Source organism: Vibrio chemaguriensis, assembly GCF_012275705.1.
Taxonomy (GTDB): domain Bacteria; phylum Pseudomonadota; class Gammaproteobacteria; order Enterobacterales; family Vibrionaceae; genus Vibrio; species Vibrio diabolicus.
Map to the genome: position 1 here is coordinate 50,208 of NZ_SHOE01000015.1, position 17,340 is coordinate 67,547.

Sequence of the window (17,340 nt, forward strand, 5' to 3'; positions counted from 1 at the left end):
TTCAAGATTCCTTGCTAAAAACTTCTAGAATGACTTAATGATGACTAACGGATGTATATCCAGAACAAATTAATTAGGATGATAATTACCCAGTGTTGTACATACAACAAAATTTACAGTTCTATACGCTTACGAAAAACGTTTATAGTAAAGGTGTAATGAAGTTCTCAAATTTGAAGATTTTGGGTTGGAAATCACACTTTACTGTGAGCAATTGCAATGGTTAAAAAGCAGCAAAAGTGATGATAAAAGCATCATCACGCTGTACAGAGTTTGTCACCGCTGTCTAGGATTATTTGCCCCTCTGGTATACAAAGTTAAGTAAAAGAGGAATGTAAATATAGTCGAGCCTTCACAAGTCAGGTTCGACCCTTATCTAAGAAATAACCCGCTAAGAAGCGGGTTATTTCGTCAGTGATACTGCAGTTCTCAAGCTTATACTTTGAACTGACTAACCTGATGATCTAAGCGCTGGGTTTGCTCTGATAACATGGCTAAAGATGCTTGCGCTTGGTTTACGATTTCCACAATAGATGTACTGCTATCTGCAATGCCTTGTACGTTGCTATTTACTTCGTCACTTACCGTACTTTGCTGGCTTGCAGCCGTTGCAATGTGTGTGTTCATCTCGTTCATACGTGAAATCGCGTTCAAGATTTCAGAAAGGGATTGACTCGCTCTCCCTGCCGATTGAATTGTTTCATCACTGCTATTTTGGCTACCACGCATCACTTCTACGGCTTGTCCCGCACCAGATTGTAGCTTTTCAATCATGGTTTGGATTTCACCCGTGCTCTGTTGTGTGCGACTGGCTAACGAGCGGACCTCATCTGCGACAACAGCAAAGCCTCGCCCTTGCTCTCCTGCACGAGCCGCTTCAATCGCTGCGTTAAGCGCCAATAAGTTCGTTTGCTCTGCGATACCACGAATGACATCCAATACAGAAGCAATGTTACTCACATCATGATCCAATGTGTTAATGACGTGGCTTGCACTTTCGATTTCACTTGCGAGGCTACGAATTGAGCTAACGGTTTGATCCAAAATAACATTGGTATTGGTAAGTTCATCATTCGCTGTTTGGCTCGCAACCGCAGCTTCGTTAGCGCTATCGCTGACATTTCTGCTGGTGACTTGCATCTCATGCACTGCCGCTGCTACCGCCTCGCTGTCTTTTTGCTGTGAAACGGTCGAGTTCGCGATGGTCATGGTCAACGAGCTAAGATTTTCCATCTCATTACGCAAGGTATTCGAACTTTCAATTACTTGAGAAACTGTCGCTTGGATTTTAGACACAAACTGATTAAACGCGTTCGCTAAATTGCCAATTTCGTCTTGTGTTTTCACATCGATTCGCTGACTTAAATCACCTTCACCAGAAGCAATTTCTGTCATCGCATTTTTGATATCGTTGATAGGCTTCACGACGGTTTGCAACAACAAAAACGCCATCGCAATAGCGGCCAGAATAACAATCACAATGCCCGCTTCAAGAATTAACTCTGCTCGTGTTGCGGCTGCAGATATTTCATCTTTCAATAGGCTTTGTTTTTCTTCTATCGCATCTTTCACAACATTAAGTTGCGCTCTTACCTCGATAAACTGATTTTCAAAGGTGTGTTTGTGTTCGTTGTAGTAACCAAGCCATTGTGATTGAGGTAAACGCAACATCGCTTCATAACTCGCCAACCATTTTTCACCTAGGGAGACAAGCTTTCTCACTTCATTACCATGTGAAGAAGACATCACGCCAGCTTGCGATAGCTCAATCATTTTCTCCATACGTGGCAGCGCTTTGTATGCGTTGTCTTTGTATTCACCGATGTGGTGGTCAATATCGGTTTGAGTATCAGAAAGAGCAACACCTTGAATTGCAGATGTCGCTTGGTAAAGATCGCGGTAAGCATCCTCAATCGTTAATAAGTTCGGCACTATCTGTTCGTTAAGTGTTTCACTCAACTCAGATTGTTTCCAACTTGTCATAACGTTTAATACAGAGCTCACAATAAACAATCCAATAATCAGTGACAGCGGAATCACTATCTTCTGCTTGATCGTTAAGTTCTGGAACATGAATAGACTCTCTTTAATTATGGTATACAAACTGCCAGAAATTATATCAAACAAATAGAGTATCCCATTAGGTAAAAGACTCTATTAAACATGATATCTGATGACTTTTTGACAAGCGTTCTAATTTCAACAATTAATTGATTTTGTGGAAAATTTAATAAGGAACGCTCATCACAACATGCGAATAAAAACGCACTACCTGTACGGAAAATGTGTAACAAAAGATGAATAAAAAAGGAGGCTTTTTGAAGGGCTTGCCGACTCAATGAGTAATTGAGAATCAATACGATATACAGCTCTGGGATTGAACTTGTCGCGTAATACGAAAAAGCCCCAGCATTTCTGCTAGGGCTCAAATGTGGCGGTGAGTGAGAGATTCGAACTCTCGATACGTTGCCGTATACACACTTTCCAGGCGTGCTCCTTCAGCCACTCGGACAACTCACCGAATCAATTTTTGTTAGCATCATTGGCTAACGAGGCGCTAATTTAATGATTATGTGCCTGATGGTCAAGGCTAAACATAAAAAAAAGCGCCCTTTTCCACTCGATTGCTCACTAAGTAACTAAATTGAGCAAAACTGGGTCATTTAGATGCTTTGAGAATAACCGGGAACACGGAACCAACGGCGGCACATGTCCAAGAAGTACCCATACAACACACCCATACCGCAAGAAATAATGGCGTTACTTGTCACCGCGGTCACTATTTGGTCTGTAGACGCACCAACTGCGAATAAAATTCCTGCATAAACTGGAGACTGAAAAAGCACATAAGCGACCAGATCAGATACGTTTTTCATAAATGAAGACGGCGATACCTTGTTGCCCTGACGTAGCACCCAATCACGAAAAACGCCATACGGCCAAGCAATAGCAATATTCACTGGAATAGATAGTGTACGTGATGCTAAAGATTGCTCAAACGTCATCCCTGAAATCAAAATCTCGACAATCATCCCTGTGATAAAGCAAAAAACAACCATAGCAAAGGTATCCGCTGCGGCGTGACGAATACAAAATGGTCCGCGAGACTTCATTAACCAACCCCTAAAATTAAATACCACCAACAATAAACAAAATAAAACTATCAACCATCAAACAAATACATGACCAGTTAATAAGGCAATTAAATCACATAAAAAGCAGCGTATGGCACTGTATTTGAAATCAAGTTGTAAATTTATAACCATTTTTTAAAATGAAAGTAGTTTTTTTCACCACCAACAACTAAAAACGCCTAAAATGACGTAAAAATGGTAGAAAAATACGGATTTAACTTACACAAAAAGTGGGATAAGTGATTGTTTGGATGGAGGGTTAGGATAAAGTTCGGGGAATAAACGATCATTCTAATAACTTATGCTACTGAGTTGTAAAAATTCAGAGTATTCCCGATGTGAGCGCAACTGAGAGCCGCACCGTTTCTCTTATGACAGAATCTAACAGCAGAGCTAAGCTCATTGAAAGTAAGGAAAAAATAGACGATTCAGCCAAAGGTTAGGTATGAAGAGTAAAGACAATTCATGATTGCGTTGAATCGCGCTATATGGATTAAGCTATGATGATGCGAGCAAGAGCGTTAATGTATCGATATCATCTTGGTTTGGAGACTGCTGACGCTTTAAGTTACGCCTTATTCGCTCGGCAACTAAAGAAACGTCTTTATTAGCATCTGGAGTGACTTGAGCAATAATCGCTGAAATAGCCTCTAACGCTTCGTTGAGATGACCATTATCTAGAGCAACATAGAAGTTTAGTAGCCACTTTTCCGCATCAAGGATATCCGTTGTATTATCACCAAAGTCCGACTGGTATTGGTATAACCGTGCTGCATGGAGATACAACGCATCATTTAATTCAGACTCCACAATTGGTTTCGCAATTATGTGGTCGGCTCCTACATTTATCATGCGCTCTTGTGTTTCTTTGAATACATCCGCTGTGCAGCCAAAGATCAGTACCGACTTTACAGGCGAACTCATCGCTCGAATGGCTGATATCGCCCCAACACCATCAAGAACAGGCATATGATTGTCCATTAATATCAAATCAAATGACTGAACGGCCACCTCATCGACGGCAAGCTGACCATTTTCAACACTTGTGCACTCAAAGCCTTTGGCTCTTAGGAAAGTTTCCATAATGATCGCATTTGTTCGGTTGTCTTCGACAATGAGCGCTTTCAAACCTTTGCAATTCAGCTTATGTGCATTGACTGCTTCCACTTTCCCAGGCTCACAAGGCGTAAGCGCGATCTCGACGGTAAAGGTTGTCCCGACATTCTCTTGACTCTGCACAATCACATGCCCTCCCATATGCTCGGCAATTTCTTTTACTATCGCTAAACCAAGCCCTGTCCCACCAAACCGCCTCGTCGTCGAGGACTCCGCTTGTTCAAAAGGACGGAAAATGCGTTTTTGCGCTTCTTGAGAAATACCGATACCCGTATCTTTCACCGCGAGAATAAGCTTGGTACCTGCCTTGCTCGATTTCTCGGTCAGCTCTACCTCTACGATGCCTCGGTCGGTGAACTTGACAGCGTTGTTTAGTAGGTTAAACAATACTTGGCGCAGACGGGCTTTGTCATTGTTGTACCAGCGCCCTGTTGGTAAATGAGACACGACTCTAAAACGAAGGCCTTTTTCTGCACATAGTGTTTGATAAACACTTTTTATGCTGCCGATGATCGACTCAATTGGGAAAGGCGTATTTTCGAATTCAACATGCCCTTGCTCAATTTTTGAGTAATCTAAAATCTCATTAAGTAACGTCATCATATGATCACCTGAGTCATAAAGTGTTCTCAGGTGCTTACGTTGATCATCGGTGAGTGGTGTTTTTAACAATATCTGAGCGGTTCCTAATACACCGTTCATTGGCGTACGAATCTCATGGGATAATGTGGCTAAAAATGCCGTTTTAGCGTTCGTCGAAGCCTGGGCTTTTATTCTCTCTTGCTCTAGATAGATGGTTTTTTCATTGAACTTCTCGATGAGCTGTCCAATTTCATCTTCGCTATCGTAATCAATGTCTATGATCCCGCCAGTTTTCGAGTCATCAATCTTAGCGGCAATACGGACAATCGGTTCGACAATGTAACGATTCAGCAAGTAATACCCGACCAGTACACACAAGAGTAAGAATGGAATGATCCTCCCCTCAACACTCATGACTTGTTCAAACACTTGATCGGCAACTTTAGCTTTCGCGTTGACAACTTCCATCCGCCAATCAAACTCTCCGAAATCAAGCTCACTGACATAAATTTCGTCTGTTAGTTGGAAGTTGTGCTCAATAATCACGTTCGAGTCAGCATCGCGAACCACCACACCTAAAGAATGCAGGTTCGTGTGCTCTCGAATAAACTGAAAAAGTGCATCAAGTGATAAGTCTACCGTTACAACGCCAGCGAATTGACCGTTTTGATAATATGGGGAAGACGCAGTAATCATCTGAACCTGAGTAAAAGTGTCGATATAAACCGTAGACCAACTCACAGAACCAACTGGCGCGTCAGCAGCTGCCTTATACCATGGTTCATTATCATAGCCGCCAGATTCAGGATTATTGTAGGAGTGAATTTGGTCAATACCGCCATCACTGTTTTTGTTGAAGAATAGGCTTTTATATCGCCATTGTTCAGCTTTGAGTTCTGGTTTAGGCCATACGCCACCACTGACGAACATCTCATCACTCAATTGGAGAATATGCGGAATTGTCGTGTTGAGAGATTGAATATTTTCAGTCCCCTGGGCGAGTCCTGCAAGGCTACTCAATACACCGGTAGAGCTAAGGAGAGGCTCTTTAATCTCTAGAGCAAGCAGTTGGGTGCGTAACTCTAGGTTTTGCTCTAGCTTTTGCCTAACCGGAGGCTCGACAACCAAATAGGCAACAGAACCAATCGTTGCGATAAAGAAACACAGGTAAAGTGTTAGGGCGAGAATGCTTTTTTTTCTAAGTGATGAGCGAATTTCCATAGATGTGTGAATCATTCCCTAATATCGATTTATCACTAATTGATTGGTAAGATGAGCGCAATCAACCAGCCCATTAACAAATGGTATTCTATTTTGAAACTACAAGACATCCTTTCTCTCCCAGAACTTGACGGTAAACTACTAAACCTAGCAAAAACTCAAGGCTTTGTAACAGCGATGGCTGCAGCGCCAAACGTATTAATGCCTCAAGAGTGGTTGCCATTCTTATGGGGTGGTGAAGAAACAGCGCCATTTACTGACGGTGAGCAATTAGAGCAATACATTGATGAGATTGTACAAATGTGGAACCAAACTCGTCCTACTCTTCTAGAAGGATCTTGGCAGTGGCCTGAAGGATGCGCGTTAGATGAACAAGATATTGTAACAAGCCAGACCCGTGATTTCTGTGAAGGTGTATTACAAGGTTGGCAACTTGCTCGTGATGACTGGGAAACGCTAATGCCAGAGGACAGCGAAGATAATGCTCTACTCGGCGGTGTTTTGCTTTCTCTTACGATGCTTTACGATCCAGAAACGACCATTGAAACGTTGGCAGAACAAGGCATGGAAGGCTTAGAACAGTTTGAAGAGATCTTCAATGCCATGCCAGTGATGCTATGTGGTCTTACTCAGCGCGGTGTTGCATTAGCTGAAGAACAATAAGACACAACGCTGTCGACCATCAAGATTGAACCGCTGAATAGACAAAAGCTCTCTGGATGGAGAGCTTTTTTGATCATGTTAAAATCACATGTGGAATATATCGCGCCATATCTTGCGTGACTAAGCTAGTGTCTTCCCGAATCGAAATCCCAGCGGCTCTATCGTTGACTAACCAGCTGCCAATTAATGTATGGCTTTGCCCAAACTTGGGTAACGGATGATACTGCTGGACGATATTGAATTTAGATTCATAAGGCCCTGCTGTTTTGAGTATGCGTTTCCCACCTTTGACGATCTCAATATTCGCGCCTTCTCGAGAGAATAGTGGTTTGATTACATAGTCTTTCAAAGTGTTCGCTTTTGAATCGTTAGCAAAATAGGCAGGTAAAAGATTAGGATGATTCGGAAAGCGCTCCCACAATAACGGTAAAAGTGCTTTGTTGGATAGAATCGACTTCCACATGGGTTCTAACCAATTCACTTTCGCGGTCGCTAGGTATTTCGCATATTCCTCTTCAAACATAAACTCCCACGGATAAAGCTTGAACATCCAACGAATCGCTCTGTCACCTGCATCCACAAACAGACCATCTTCCGTCGCACCAATATCTTCGACATAAACAAACGCCGTCGCTAACCCAGCTTCGCGCGCGCAGTCTTCTAAATACTGGACAGTCCCTTTATCTTCTTCAGTGTACTTGCAGCAGCTAAAGTGAAGGGTTTGCCCGGGTTGATATTTGGCTATCTCGGAAAAACGCTCAATCAAAAAGTCTTGAAGAATGTTGAATTGATCCGCGCTCTGGTGAATTAGACCTTTATTTACAACATCCTCTAACCACACCCACTGCCAAAAACCCGTTTCAAACAGGCTGGTCGGCGTATCCGCATTGTTCTCCAGTAACTTAGCTGGCGAAGTTCCGTTGTATGCAAAATCCAGACGCGAATAGAGTGAGGGTTCATTTCGGTGCCACGAAGAAGCAACCTGCTCCCACATAAATTCAGGGATCGCACATTGCGTCAGCAACCTCTCACTCCGAACTACTTCATCCACAATAGCCAAGCACATCTGATGCAGCTCTTCAGTGGGCGCTTCAATATCGTTCTCTATTTGCTCAAGCGTGAATTGATAGTAAGCACTCTCATCCCAATACGGTTGGTCATACATGGAATGGAAGCCAAAACCAAACTGGCGTGCTAACTCACGCCAGTTTTCTCGTTCTTGTATTTCTCGTCGAAACATAGTGCTTATTAACCGCCTCGGCTGACCGATACCGCTTTACCAAACCCGCCTCGAGACATTGCTCTACCAATAGTTCCGCCACCACGTTTATTTAGGTTATTGGTCGCCACCTTCGTCGGCTGATTACGATAGGAACCAAAAAATTGTCCGGCACCATTATAGAATTTGGATTTATAGCGATACATTGGTTCAGAGTAATAGCTCTTGTTGTAACCTTTCAAACCGCTCAGTGCGCGACTGTAAAAGAAGCCCCCAAAGTGAGGCACATAAGCTCGGGAACTGGAACTGTAGTAACAATCGTCTTCGTAAAAATCATTTTCACATTCGAACTCATTGTTGTAGCGAGGGGCATTTCGTTCGGCGCGAGCCAAAGCTTCTTGATAAGCAATGTCACACTGCTCACTGAACTCTGGCGAGTTTGATTTGCATTCATCAGCGTCAGAAAAAATGTAGCCCTCGGTTTTCGATTCTTGTGTCGCAAAGAAGAAAATACCGCCAAAAGCAGCAAAGGGAATAATTTTCCCAAGCTTTAAACTTTTGTCCATGGAAGAACGTTTAACGTTAGAACTCCGCTTCATCGTTCCTCCTAGTACGTCATACAAGCGGCATTTAATACACCGACCGATATAGAAACAGCCGCTAATACAATACCGGCAGGCAGCTCATCTTTTTCGATACGCTCAGTCACTTTTGGAAGTAAAACAAAACGTACAATCGCAAATGCAATGATCTGCGCCAGCATTGCAACAACGCCCCACACCATAAAATCGACAATGTTGACTGAGTTTTTTGCAGCCCCCGAAATCGCAATACAATAACCAAGAAATGCGCCACTTAGTGCAATCGCTGCCGCTGTATTTTGCTTTTCTTTGATCAGGTGCCATTCATCGTAAGGCGTAAGCTTGACGTAGATGAACTTAAACGCCAAAACGAAAATAATAGAAACAGAAAAATAGAGTAAAAAATTGGGAAAACCTGCTAACAGGTCAGCAATCATGTGCATTATTGTTCCTTGTTCATTTCTTTCCATGCAAAATCTTCAATACGTTCATCTGCAATGTAAAACAGCTTGGTACTCGGTGGTACTTCTGCATCTAAATCTGGGTTGAGTTGGATACCATGGCCAATGTCAAAAGCAATTAGCGTGGCATGATGACGCCTTTTGAGAAAAACGAAGAGACTCTCAACAGTAGTTACTGGCAGCCTTTCAGGATAAATGACCGAGTATTGAGTCATACCTCGTGTTGAAGCTAATAGCTCTTGGTGAAGTGCACTTGAGCCCGGATCTACCGCCGCTTTTGCCAGCATTTCCGCGCCAACTGCAGGTATGCATTCCGCTTTCGGACAATGTTGACTTAAAAGACGGCCTAACGCCTCATCTTTAAAGTAAGCGACCAAATGTGCGGAAGGATTCACAGAAGCGCAGTACAGCGCGGCTGACAGCGTAATATCGTCCGAGAGGTTATCAACAATAACGCAAGCGGCTTCCGCAATGTTGGCGTTTTTCATCTCTTGTGAATCCGTGTAGCTGGTCACTTTGATAAAACTGATCTCGCCTGGTAACGGGTTTTCTATTTCTGAACGGCTGCACAAAACAATCGGACGCTTCCCCTCTTCTTCATGTTGTAACATGCGAATAAGGTGCATCGTTCTCGATCCATTCCAACCCAACAATACAATATGGTTTTCCACTCTTACTCTCCGTTTTCCTAAAATACCCGCTCTCCAGTAATCCATCGCTGCTCCAGCGACACGTCCCAATAATGCAGCGAATAGGCTCAAACCGCCTGGGATCACAAACAGAGCAACAACCCATTTACCCAAATCTGTCACTGGAGAATGATCGCCATAGCCCACCGTACTCGCCGTAACCATAAGGTAATAGATAAAGTTAGAGAAGCTGTCTGTTAATGCGGTTTCACCAGCGAGAACAAGCAGTCCCCATGAAAGGCTCACATACAAGCCACTAAAGATGAGAAGACTTCGGTTGCTCAATTTAAAAAGGTGTGAACTAAGCCACTTTTTAACTACTAACCACACCGCCATAAATTTATGACCTCGATATTCATTGATTACATCAATAGTAACTCATTGATAGTAAGACACAAAAAAACCAGCCATATTCGGCTGGTTTTTGAGATTTACTTTCAGTTACGCCTACTTTTTAAGCATTACCTTTCACTTGCATATTTAGCTGCTCAGCAAAGTCCAACATACGATTTAACGGAATGAGCGATTTAACACGCAATTCTTCATCAACAAAGATCTCGTGTTCTTCACCGCCTTCGCTAAGCGCTTTCTCTATCGCTTTCAAACCGTTCATTGCCATCCAAGGACAGTGTGCGCAGCTGCGACATGTTGCGCCAGCACCTGCGGTTGGCGCTTCGATAAGTTCTTTATCTGGCACAAGTTGCTGCATTTTAAAGAAAATGCCTTTGTCTGTCGCAACGATCATTTGTTTATGAGGAAGCGCTTTCGCTGCTTTGATCAACTGACTCGTCGAGCCAACGGCATCGGCAAGTTCTACGACACTTGCTGGTGATTCAGGGTGAACCAAAATAGCCGCATCTGGATACACGCTCTTCATTTTGCGTAGCGCATCAGCAGAAAACTCATCATGAACCACACACTCACCTTGCCATAGCAGCATGTCTGCGCCAGTTTTATTAGCGATGTACGACCCTAGGTGACGGTCTGGTCCCCAGATGATTGGCTTGTCTTCAGCGTCTAAGTGTTCCACGATTTCAAGCGCAATGCTTGATGTAACGACCCAATCGGCACGAGCTTTAACTGCGGCAGACGTATTTGCATAAACCACAACCGTGTGATCAGGGTGAGCATCACAGAACTCACTGAACTTATCCGCTGGACAGCCAAGATCGAGCGAACATTCCGCTTCCAACGTTGGCATTAGAATTCGCTTTTCTGGTGTTAGGATTTTGGCCGACTCGCCCATAAAGCGAACACCGCCAATGATCAGTGTGCTTGCAGGATGACGATTACCAAACTTCGCCATTTCCAACGAGTCACCAACAAAACCACCCGTTTCTTCCGCTAGGGCTTGAATCTCAGGATCGGTATAGTAGTGCGCGATAAGTACCGCATCCTTTTCTTTTAGCAGCTTTTTAATGCGCTCAATGTAAGATGCTTTTTCTTCTTCGCTTAATGGAACTGGTTTCGGTGGGAATGGGTAAACAGTGTCGATTTTATCTAATATATGGCTCATTGCTCTTGCTCTACGCAACTTCCTTTAATCCGAGTATTGTAACCTCGTTAATTTTCAAAAACCAACTTGTCGCGGGGATTTCTAGCTATCTAGCCGTATATCTTTGTTACAGGTAGCATTTCTGATTGAAAGAATCCGTTACAAGATGGGGGTGAAAGGCTCGATGCCATTCCTCTCGATTTCTTCGATCACCACCGATAAAGAAACGGAAAAGAAAAAGGAAGCCGAAGCTTCCTTTTTAAAACATAACGTCTTACAGCTTAGAGCTGGCAAGTTTTGCAGATGCACTACCTGGGTATTCATCAACCACTTGTTGGTAGTACTTTTTCGCTTGAGCTGCATTGTTATTACGCTCAGCGATTTCACCTAACTTGAGCAAAGCATCGGCTCGCTTATTGGAGTCTTTATAAGACACCACCGCAGCAAAGCTCTTTACAGCATCTTTGTCCTGCTTCTTAGCGAAGTACAATTGGCCTAGCCAATAGTGAGAATTCGCTGAGTATGTGGAGTCAGGATAATCTTTCTGGAACTGCTGGAACGCTGCAATTGCGCCAGTGTAGTCACGTTTCTTGAGAATGAGGTCGACTGCATTTTGGTATGCCGTTTGCTCATCAACATTTGGTGTGTACTGACCACCTGTTTTAGCCGGTTTCGCTTCTTGCGCAGGCGCGGATTTGATTTCTCCACGCACACGATCTAGCTCGACAAACAACTCTCGTTGACGTTGCAACATTTGCTTCATTTCGTAGCTATTTCGCTCTAATTGACCACGTAACTCACTGATCTCTTGTGACATTTGGTCAATTTGCTGTTGCATTTGGAGCTGAACGCGATTGCGATTTTGTAGCAAGCGCTCTAGACGCTCTACTTCCGTTTCAGATGAACGGCTCTTAGAGACGGATGATGTGCTGTTGAGATCGGATACTGGAGCTGGTGCAGCGAACGCAAAGTTCGCTGCACTTGCCAGTAACGTAAGCGCAACAGCGCGCTTAGTGTTACTGAACATGAGGATTACCTCGAATTAGTATACTAGAACCGCGCGACGGTTCTTAGCGTAAACTTCATCTGATTGACCTAGAAGAAGTGGCTTCTCTTCACCGTAGCTAACGATTGAGATTTGGTCAGCTTGAACACCTAGTGCTTGCAGGTAGTTCGCTACTGCTTGTGCACGACGCTCACCAAGAGCGATGTTGTACTCAGGAGTACCACGCTCATCAGCGTGACCTTCGATAGTTACGTTAAGAGCTGGGTTCTTGCTTAGGTAAGAAGCATGAGCTGCAAGCATCTCTTCGTAATCTGCTGCAATTGTTGAGTTATCAAAAGCAAAGTAGATTGTTTGAGTTTCACGTAGCGCTTGCTCTTTTAGCTCTTGCTCTGTTAGCTGACCGCTTTGATCAATTGGCGTAGCTACTGTTGTTTCAACTGCGCCATTGTTGTTTGTTGCTGCACCAGTGTTAGAAGCAGCGTCGTCGCTTGAACTACACGCTGTAACAGCCATTACAGGAAGCGCGATTAGTAGCCCTTTTAGAACCTTGTTCAGTTGCATCTTATTTTCCTTTATTAATCAAACTTATTACTACAAAAACGGTGACCATGCAGGCGCTCTAACACGCCCATTTGTTGCCGGTAATCTAGCTTTGAATCGACCATCAATTGACACCATCGATAGTACGTTTTTCTTGTTGTAAATCGAGCTATACACAACCATGCCACCGTTTGGGGCAATACTAGGAGACTCATCAAGCAAGGTCTTAGTTAAGACTTGAAGAGCACCAGTTTCCAAATCTTGTTTCGCCAAGTTAAATCCTGCGTTACTGCGGTTCACCATTACTAGGAATCGCCCATCAGGAGTAATCTGGCCACCCAAATTTTGGCTGCCTTGCCAAGTCAAACGGTCAATAGAACCGCTGCCCAAATTTACTTGATAAATCTGTGGTTTACCACCCCTATCCGATGTGAAAATCAACGATTTTCCATCTGGATGCCAGAACGGTTCAGTATTATTTGATCTGCCACGCGTAATTTGCGTCAGCTTGCGAGTGTTAAGATCGAACGTATAAACATGAAGCGAGCCTGTCTTAGAGAGAACAATCGCTAACTTGTTGCCATCAGGCGAAAATCTTGGCGCACCATTATGACGTGGGTATGAAGTAATCTTCTCACGCTCACCGGTGTAGATGTTCATGATAAAGATTTCTGCTTGACCATTTTGGAAGCTAACATACGCAAGCTTTTTACCATCTGGCGACCATGCTGGTGACATTAATGGTTGCTTAGAACGTAAAACCAAGCGCTCGTTGTAACCATCGTAATCAGCCACACGAAGTTGGTAAGGGAAACGGTCTTTATCATTCACCACCACGTATGCAATACGGGTCATGAAGGCACCACGGTCACCCGTTAACTGCTCATACACCAAATCAGAGATGCGGTGAGCGTACTCACGCATGCGAGGGCCTTGAACGGTCGCGACCTTATTGAACAGCACATGATCTTTTGACAGTACTAATTCGCCATCGCTACCAAGCGCTTTACTTTTCCCGCCCGTTAGCTGGCCACGCACAATATCAACAAGTTGGTAGTTGATAACGTAATCACCTTGAGCATTTTGTTTGATTGAGCCAGTCAGCAGAGCATCTACACCTAAATTAGTCCAGGCATCAAAATTGACTTCTGATTCACTGAACGGAGTTTGTGGCATCTTGCTCGTTGGAACGGGGCTGAACTTACCACTGCGTTGCAAATCCGAGGCAATAACAGCAGAAATATCCGTTGGAAGCGCTTGAGTGCCCTCCCACTTAAACGGAACAACAGCAATTGGTCGTGCTGAATCAATACCATCGGTAATGACCAACTCTAATGCGGCATTCGCCACATTTGTCATACTGCTAAACAGTACAAACATTCCTAGTAAAAGGCGTCTAATCACGTCTTATTCCTTTTAGTCCAAAGCAACAGTTATGTTGATGTCTTTTAGTCTTTCGTTTACCGCAGCTTCTGAAGATTTAGGGAACGTCCCTACCTGAGCTATCGCTCGCTTCGCCGCTGCACATACTCGAGTATCGCCACTCAAAACGGTAACACCAGAGACCATCATATCAGTTCCTGTCGGAATCAATTTGATGTTTACCCTACACTCCTTTCCCAGCAAGTAGTCATCCTTAATCAACTTTTGCTGAATATTTTGAGTATAGATGGATGACATTCGAGAAAGTTCGTCGTCAATAAATTGATTTCGAGCAGCACTATTTTTACTAACCTCATCCTCAAGGCCTGCAAAAATATCATCTAGCGCGGCTTCTTGCGCTTTACGCTCGCGCTCTGCACGTTCCGCAGCTTCTCTCGCTTTGCGCTCTCGCTCTGCCGCCTCTTTTGCCGCTTTCTCTTTTGCGATGCGCTCTTGTTCAGCTTTTTCAGCGGCTTCACGCTCACGACGTGCTTTTTCTTCCGCTTCTTTTGCCGCCTTTTCACGTGCTAGACGTTCTTGCTCAGCTTTTGCTATAGCCGCTTCTTTCGCTAAACGCTCCTGCTCAGCTTTACGCACAGCTTCTTCTTTTGCCTTACGCTCTTTCTCTAGCTTAGCAGCTCGCTCTTTTTCTTTGCGAACGCGTTCTTCTTCCTGCTTGCGCTCTTGCTCTTTTTTCTTACGTGCTGCTTCTGCTTCTCTTGCCGCTTGAGCATCTTTCGCTTGCTGTTCTTTCAACTTGCGAATTTGCTCTTCTTCAGCTTTACGGTTTTTTTCTAGCTGCTCCGCTTCGCGTCTCAGTTTATCAAGACGCTCTTGTTCTTTTTTTGCTGCCTTTTCGCGTTGCTGGCGAATTTCTTTCGCTTGTTGCTGCACAAGTTTTGGATCGATGACAACAGCTTGAACCATTTGCCCTGTAGGCTCTGGTTTAGACATGTTGAAGTCCGTCCCCCAAAGCAGGGCTGCAACTAGAATTGCATGCAAACCAACCGATATTGCTATAGGTTTGGTGTATTGGTTGGGTTTCTTCTTGTGATCTTTCATAGATAATTGATGTCTATTCCCTGATATCGGTCATTAGACCTACCTTAGGGATACCAGCTCGACTTAGTTCATCTAGCAATAGAACAACATCGGCATATGGTGTTGCCGCGTCGCCACCTACCGCAACTGGTGAATCCGGCTTAACCTCTCGCTCCGCTTTCACTCGCACAATAACATCTTGCAACGACAAACCTCGCTGAACTTCTTCATCATTTACGCTTAGGCCTAAATTACCCTCACTATCAATTTCGATGATAATAAAGCTACTGTCAGTCTCGCCAGCAAGGTCTTGCATAGATTCTGCGGTCGATGTTTTCGGAAGATCAACATCGACGCCTTGAGTCACAAATGGAGCGGTCGCCATAAAAATGATCAACAGTACGAGCATTACGTCGATATACGGAACAACGTTGATCTCCGCTGTCATTTTTCGCTTTTTAGGTTGATAACCCGCCATGCTTTATTCCTTATCCGCGCTGTCTCGGCCAGCCATCGCTTGACGATGAAGGATGCTGTGGAATTCTTCAGAAAATGTTGCGTAAGTGTGCTCTAGTTTGCTCACTTTATTGCTTAGGCGGTTGTAGGCCATTACAGCCGGAATAGCCGCAAATAGACCCATCGCTGTCGCGATCAATGCCTCGGCGATACCCGGTGCAACCATAGACAACGTAGCTTGTTTTACTTCACCCAACGCAATAAAAGCGTGCATGATGCCCCAAACGGTACCAAATAGGCCGATGTAAGGACTGATAGAACCGACTGTCGCTAAGAACGGTAAGCTTGTTTCTAGTTCATCAACTTCACGAGAGACAGCAACGCGCATTGCGCGGCCAGTGCCTTCCATGATGTACGCTGGTGAGTTTGCGTTGCTCTTACGTAGACGAGCAAACTCCGTGAAACCTGCGTAAAAAATTTCTTCTGTGCCTTCAATTTCGTCTTTACGCGCTTTTACTTTTTGGTAAAGCTGAGAAAGATCAGTACCCGACCAGAATTTGTCTTCAAACTGCTCTGCATTCTTTGACGCTTGAGAAAGCACTTTGCTGCGCTTGATGATCATTGCCCATGACACAATTGACATACCAAGCAACGTCAGCATCACAAGCTTTACCAACAGACTAGCCTGAAGAAAGAGATCTAAAATGGAAATATCAGCAGTCACTATTTGTTAGCTCCGAATTTATAAAGGTTGGAATAGCTATTGGTTTCATTTTCTTATTATCGATACATGCTACCTTAACAGAGGCCTTGCACAATATCTTGCCTTGATCATTGACCAACTCTTGACAGAATTGCAGGGAAGCACGTTTTATTTCTGACACTCGGGTTAATACTGTCAAATGCTCGTCCAGCCTTGCCCCTTGGTTGAAATCAATATCCATGTGTCGGACAACAAAGCCGATATTTTGTTCCAGTAACACATGTTGAGAAATGCCTTTGGCACGTAACATTTCTGTCCGCGCGCGCTCAAAGAATTTTAGATAATTAGAATGATATACAACGCCGCCCGCATCGGTGTCTTCATAGTACACGGTGATCGGCCAGCGAAAGAGATTTGATGTGCCTTGCAAGGGAGTCCCAATATATTCAATTCTTTAAAGTAATTACTATAACTGAAGCGACAGCAATTGGTACCGAGCTAAGGGAATATTTTTGAAATTTGTAGAAAAAATAAAAGCTAGGCGAAATACCTAGCTTTTATTCGATGATTTAGTAACCGACTTTATTACAGCGTATTTCAGCCTAAAAGAAATAAAGTGCCGTTAAATAAATTAAGATAGCTAACGAAAAATAAGGACTAAACAAAACTTGCCAGTACCAGTTTCTCGGTTTGAAGCCCACCCCATACACCATGCTTGAGCATACAGACCAAATCAGTGCCGGTGCGATGATTGAGTTAAAACCACCAATCGCTTGATGATAAGCTTCAGGATCCCACATCACCAATCCTACGTGCATAAAGCCAAGGATGAGAGATAAGACTCTTAACAGAGTCTTATCCATCGGAGCGTGAAGTTGCGCTACCTTATCAGCGAAATTACTCACTGTCTTTGTCCATCATTTCTGAGTGCTCTAACCAAAGAGCGTTGATGATACCGAATGCACAAGCAAGTAGTACACCTAGAATCCATGCGAAATACCACATAGTAAA

Annotated in this window: 18 protein-coding genes and 1 tRNA gene; 1 reads left to right on the forward strand and 18 read right to left on the reverse strand. The window is 43.8% G+C overall.

Annotated features, from left to right (window positions below):
- Positions 1-435: 435 nt before the first annotated feature.
- The 4 genes from EX191_RS14965 to EX191_RS14980 all read right to left on the reverse strand — a co-directional run bounded on the left by EX191_RS14965 (position 436) and on the right by EX191_RS14980 (position 6,053).
- Complete coding sequence (locus EX191_RS14965) at positions 436-2,073, reverse strand: methyl-accepting chemotaxis protein (protein WP_193447983.1); 1,638 nt, start codon at positions 2,071-2,073, stop codon at positions 436-438.
- Positions 2,074-2,432: 359 nt separating this feature from the next.
- A tRNA-Ser gene (locus EX191_RS14970) sits at positions 2,433-2,520 on the reverse strand.
- Between the two features lie 143 nt (positions 2,521-2,663).
- Positions 2,664-3,113, reverse strand: a complete 450-nt coding sequence (locus EX191_RS14975; protein WP_005390779.1) for an L-alanine exporter AlaE — start codon at positions 3,111-3,113, stop codon at positions 2,664-2,666.
- 519 nt (positions 3,114-3,632) lie between these two features.
- A complete protein-coding gene (locus EX191_RS14980) occupies positions 3,633-6,053 on the reverse strand; it encodes an ATP-binding protein (protein ID WP_193448004.1) in 2,421 nt (806 codons plus the stop codon).
- A gap of 51 nt (positions 6,054-6,104) precedes the next feature.
- On the opposite strand from EX191_RS14980, the gene EX191_RS14985 reads away from it, so the two are divergent.
- Positions 6,105-6,716, forward strand: a complete 612-nt coding sequence (locus EX191_RS14985) for a YecA/YgfB family protein (protein WP_104969249.1) — start codon at positions 6,105-6,107, stop codon at positions 6,714-6,716.
- Between the two features lie 73 nt (positions 6,717-6,789).
- Here EX191_RS14985 and EX191_RS14990 read toward each other — a convergent pair whose 3' ends face one another.
- The 14 genes from EX191_RS14990 to cydX all read right to left on the reverse strand — a co-directional run bounded on the left by EX191_RS14990 (position 6,790) and on the right by cydX (position 17,334).
- Positions 6,790-7,956, reverse strand: a complete 1,167-nt coding sequence (locus EX191_RS14990) for a glutathionylspermidine synthase family protein (protein WP_193447984.1) — start codon at positions 7,954-7,956, stop codon at positions 6,790-6,792.
- A gap of 8 nt (positions 7,957-7,964) precedes the next feature.
- Positions 7,965-8,534 (reverse strand): DUF1190 domain-containing protein, encoded by a 570-nt coding sequence (locus EX191_RS14995; RefSeq protein WP_193447985.1) that lies wholly within the window; start codon positions 8,532-8,534, stop codon positions 7,965-7,967.
- A gap of 8 nt (positions 8,535-8,542) precedes the next feature.
- Positions 8,543-8,959: a DUF350 domain-containing protein gene (locus EX191_RS15000; RefSeq protein ID WP_005390766.1), complete on the reverse strand. Its 417-nt coding sequence runs from the start codon at positions 8,957-8,959 to the stop codon at positions 8,543-8,545.
- Positions 8,959-10,002 (reverse strand): potassium channel family protein, encoded by a 1,044-nt coding sequence (locus EX191_RS15005; RefSeq protein ID WP_193447986.1) that lies wholly within the window; start codon positions 10,000-10,002, stop codon positions 8,959-8,961. The genes EX191_RS15000 and EX191_RS15005 overlap by 1 nt, the downstream gene beginning before the upstream one ends.
- A gap of 118 nt (positions 10,003-10,120) precedes the next feature.
- Positions 10,121-11,182, reverse strand: a complete 1,062-nt coding sequence (gene nadA / locus EX191_RS15010; RefSeq protein WP_193447987.1) for a quinolinate synthase NadA — start codon at positions 11,180-11,182, stop codon at positions 10,121-10,123.
- A gap of 253 nt (positions 11,183-11,435) precedes the next feature.
- Positions 11,436-12,188, reverse strand: a complete 753-nt coding sequence (gene ybgF, locus EX191_RS15015; RefSeq protein WP_006742904.1) for a tol-pal system protein YbgF — start codon at positions 12,186-12,188, stop codon at positions 11,436-11,438.
- Positions 12,189-12,203: 15 nt separating this feature from the next.
- On the reverse strand, positions 12,204-12,728 hold the full coding sequence (gene pal, locus EX191_RS15020; protein WP_005378293.1) for a peptidoglycan-associated lipoprotein Pal: 525 nt from the start codon (positions 12,726-12,728) through the stop codon (positions 12,204-12,206).
- A gap of 30 nt (positions 12,729-12,758) precedes the next feature.
- Positions 12,759-14,111 (reverse strand): Tol-Pal system beta propeller repeat protein TolB, encoded by a 1,353-nt coding sequence (gene tolB, locus EX191_RS15025; RefSeq protein WP_005390758.1) that lies wholly within the window; start codon positions 14,109-14,111, stop codon positions 12,759-12,761.
- A gap of 12 nt (positions 14,112-14,123) precedes the next feature.
- Positions 14,124-15,191 (reverse strand): cell envelope integrity protein TolA, encoded by a 1,068-nt coding sequence (gene tolA / locus EX191_RS15030; protein ID WP_193447988.1) that lies wholly within the window; start codon positions 15,189-15,191, stop codon positions 14,124-14,126.
- Positions 15,192-15,204: 13 nt separating this feature from the next.
- Complete coding sequence (locus EX191_RS15035; RefSeq protein ID WP_005378298.1) at positions 15,205-15,648, reverse strand: ExbD/TolR family protein; 444 nt, start codon at positions 15,646-15,648, stop codon at positions 15,205-15,207.
- A gap of 3 nt (positions 15,649-15,651) precedes the next feature.
- On the reverse strand, positions 15,652-16,350 hold the full coding sequence (tolQ, locus tag EX191_RS15040; RefSeq protein WP_005378301.1) for a protein TolQ: 699 nt from the start codon (positions 16,348-16,350) through the stop codon (positions 15,652-15,654).
- A complete protein-coding gene (gene ybgC, locus EX191_RS15045; protein WP_012841975.1) occupies positions 16,340-16,759 on the reverse strand; it encodes a tol-pal system-associated acyl-CoA thioesterase in 420 nt (139 codons plus the stop codon). The genes tolQ and ybgC overlap by 11 nt, the downstream gene beginning before the upstream one ends.
- A gap of 172 nt (positions 16,760-16,931) precedes the next feature.
- A complete protein-coding gene (ybgE, locus tag EX191_RS15050) occupies positions 16,932-17,234 on the reverse strand; it encodes a cyd operon protein YbgE (RefSeq protein ID WP_193447989.1) in 303 nt (100 codons plus the stop codon).
- Positions 17,227-17,334 (reverse strand): cytochrome bd-I oxidase subunit CydX, encoded by a 108-nt coding sequence (gene cydX, locus EX191_RS15055; RefSeq protein ID WP_000270284.1) that lies wholly within the window; start codon positions 17,332-17,334, stop codon positions 17,227-17,229. The genes ybgE and cydX overlap by 8 nt, the downstream gene beginning before the upstream one ends.
- Positions 17,335-17,340: the final 6 nt, after the last annotated feature.

Coding starts and splice junctions, on each gene's coding strand:
- EX191_RS14980 (WP_193448004.1), bottom strand. CDS start 6,053: ATGGAAATTCGCTCATCACTTAGAAAAAAAAGCATTCTCGCCCTAACA.
- ybgF (WP_006742904.1), bottom strand. CDS start 12,188: ATGTTCAGTAACACTAAGCGCGCTGTTGCGCTTACGTTACTGGCAAGT.
- EX191_RS15035 (WP_005378298.1), bottom strand. CDS start 15,648: ATGGCGGGTTATCAACCTAAAAAGCGAAAAATGACAGCGGAGATCAAC.
- EX191_RS15005 (WP_193447986.1), bottom strand. CDS start 10,002: ATGGCGGTGTGGTTAGTAGTTAAAAAGTGGCTTAGTTCACACCTTTTT.
- EX191_RS15000 (WP_005390766.1), bottom strand. CDS start 8,959: ATGCACATGATTGCTGACCTGTTAGCAGGTTTTCCCAATTTTTTACTC.
- nadA (WP_193447987.1), bottom strand. CDS start 11,182: ATGAGCCATATATTAGATAAAATCGACACTGTTTACCCATTCCCACCG.
- EX191_RS14990 (WP_193447984.1), bottom strand. CDS start 7,956: ATGTTTCGACGAGAAATACAAGAACGAGAAAACTGGCGTGAGTTAGCA.
- EX191_RS14995 (WP_193447985.1), bottom strand. CDS start 8,534: ATGAAGCGGAGTTCTAACGTTAAACGTTCTTCCATGGACAAAAGTTTA.
- pal (WP_005378293.1), bottom strand. CDS start 12,728: ATGCAACTGAACAAGGTTCTAAAAGGGCTACTAATCGCGCTTCCTGTA.
- cydX (WP_000270284.1), bottom strand. CDS start 17,334: ATGTGGTATTTCGCATGGATTCTAGGTGTACTACTTGCTTGTGCATTC.
- EX191_RS14975 (WP_005390779.1), bottom strand. CDS start 3,113: ATGAAGTCTCGCGGACCATTTTGTATTCGTCACGCCGCAGCGGATACC.
- EX191_RS14965 (WP_193447983.1), bottom strand. CDS start 2,073: ATGTTCCAGAACTTAACGATCAAGCAGAAGATAGTGATTCCGCTGTCA.
- tolA (WP_193447988.1), bottom strand. CDS start 15,191: ATGAAAGATCACAAGAAGAAACCCAACCAATACACCAAACCTATAGCA.
- EX191_RS14985 (WP_104969249.1), top strand. CDS start 6,105: ATGAGCGCAATCAACCAGCCCATTAACAAATGGTATTCTATTTTGAAA.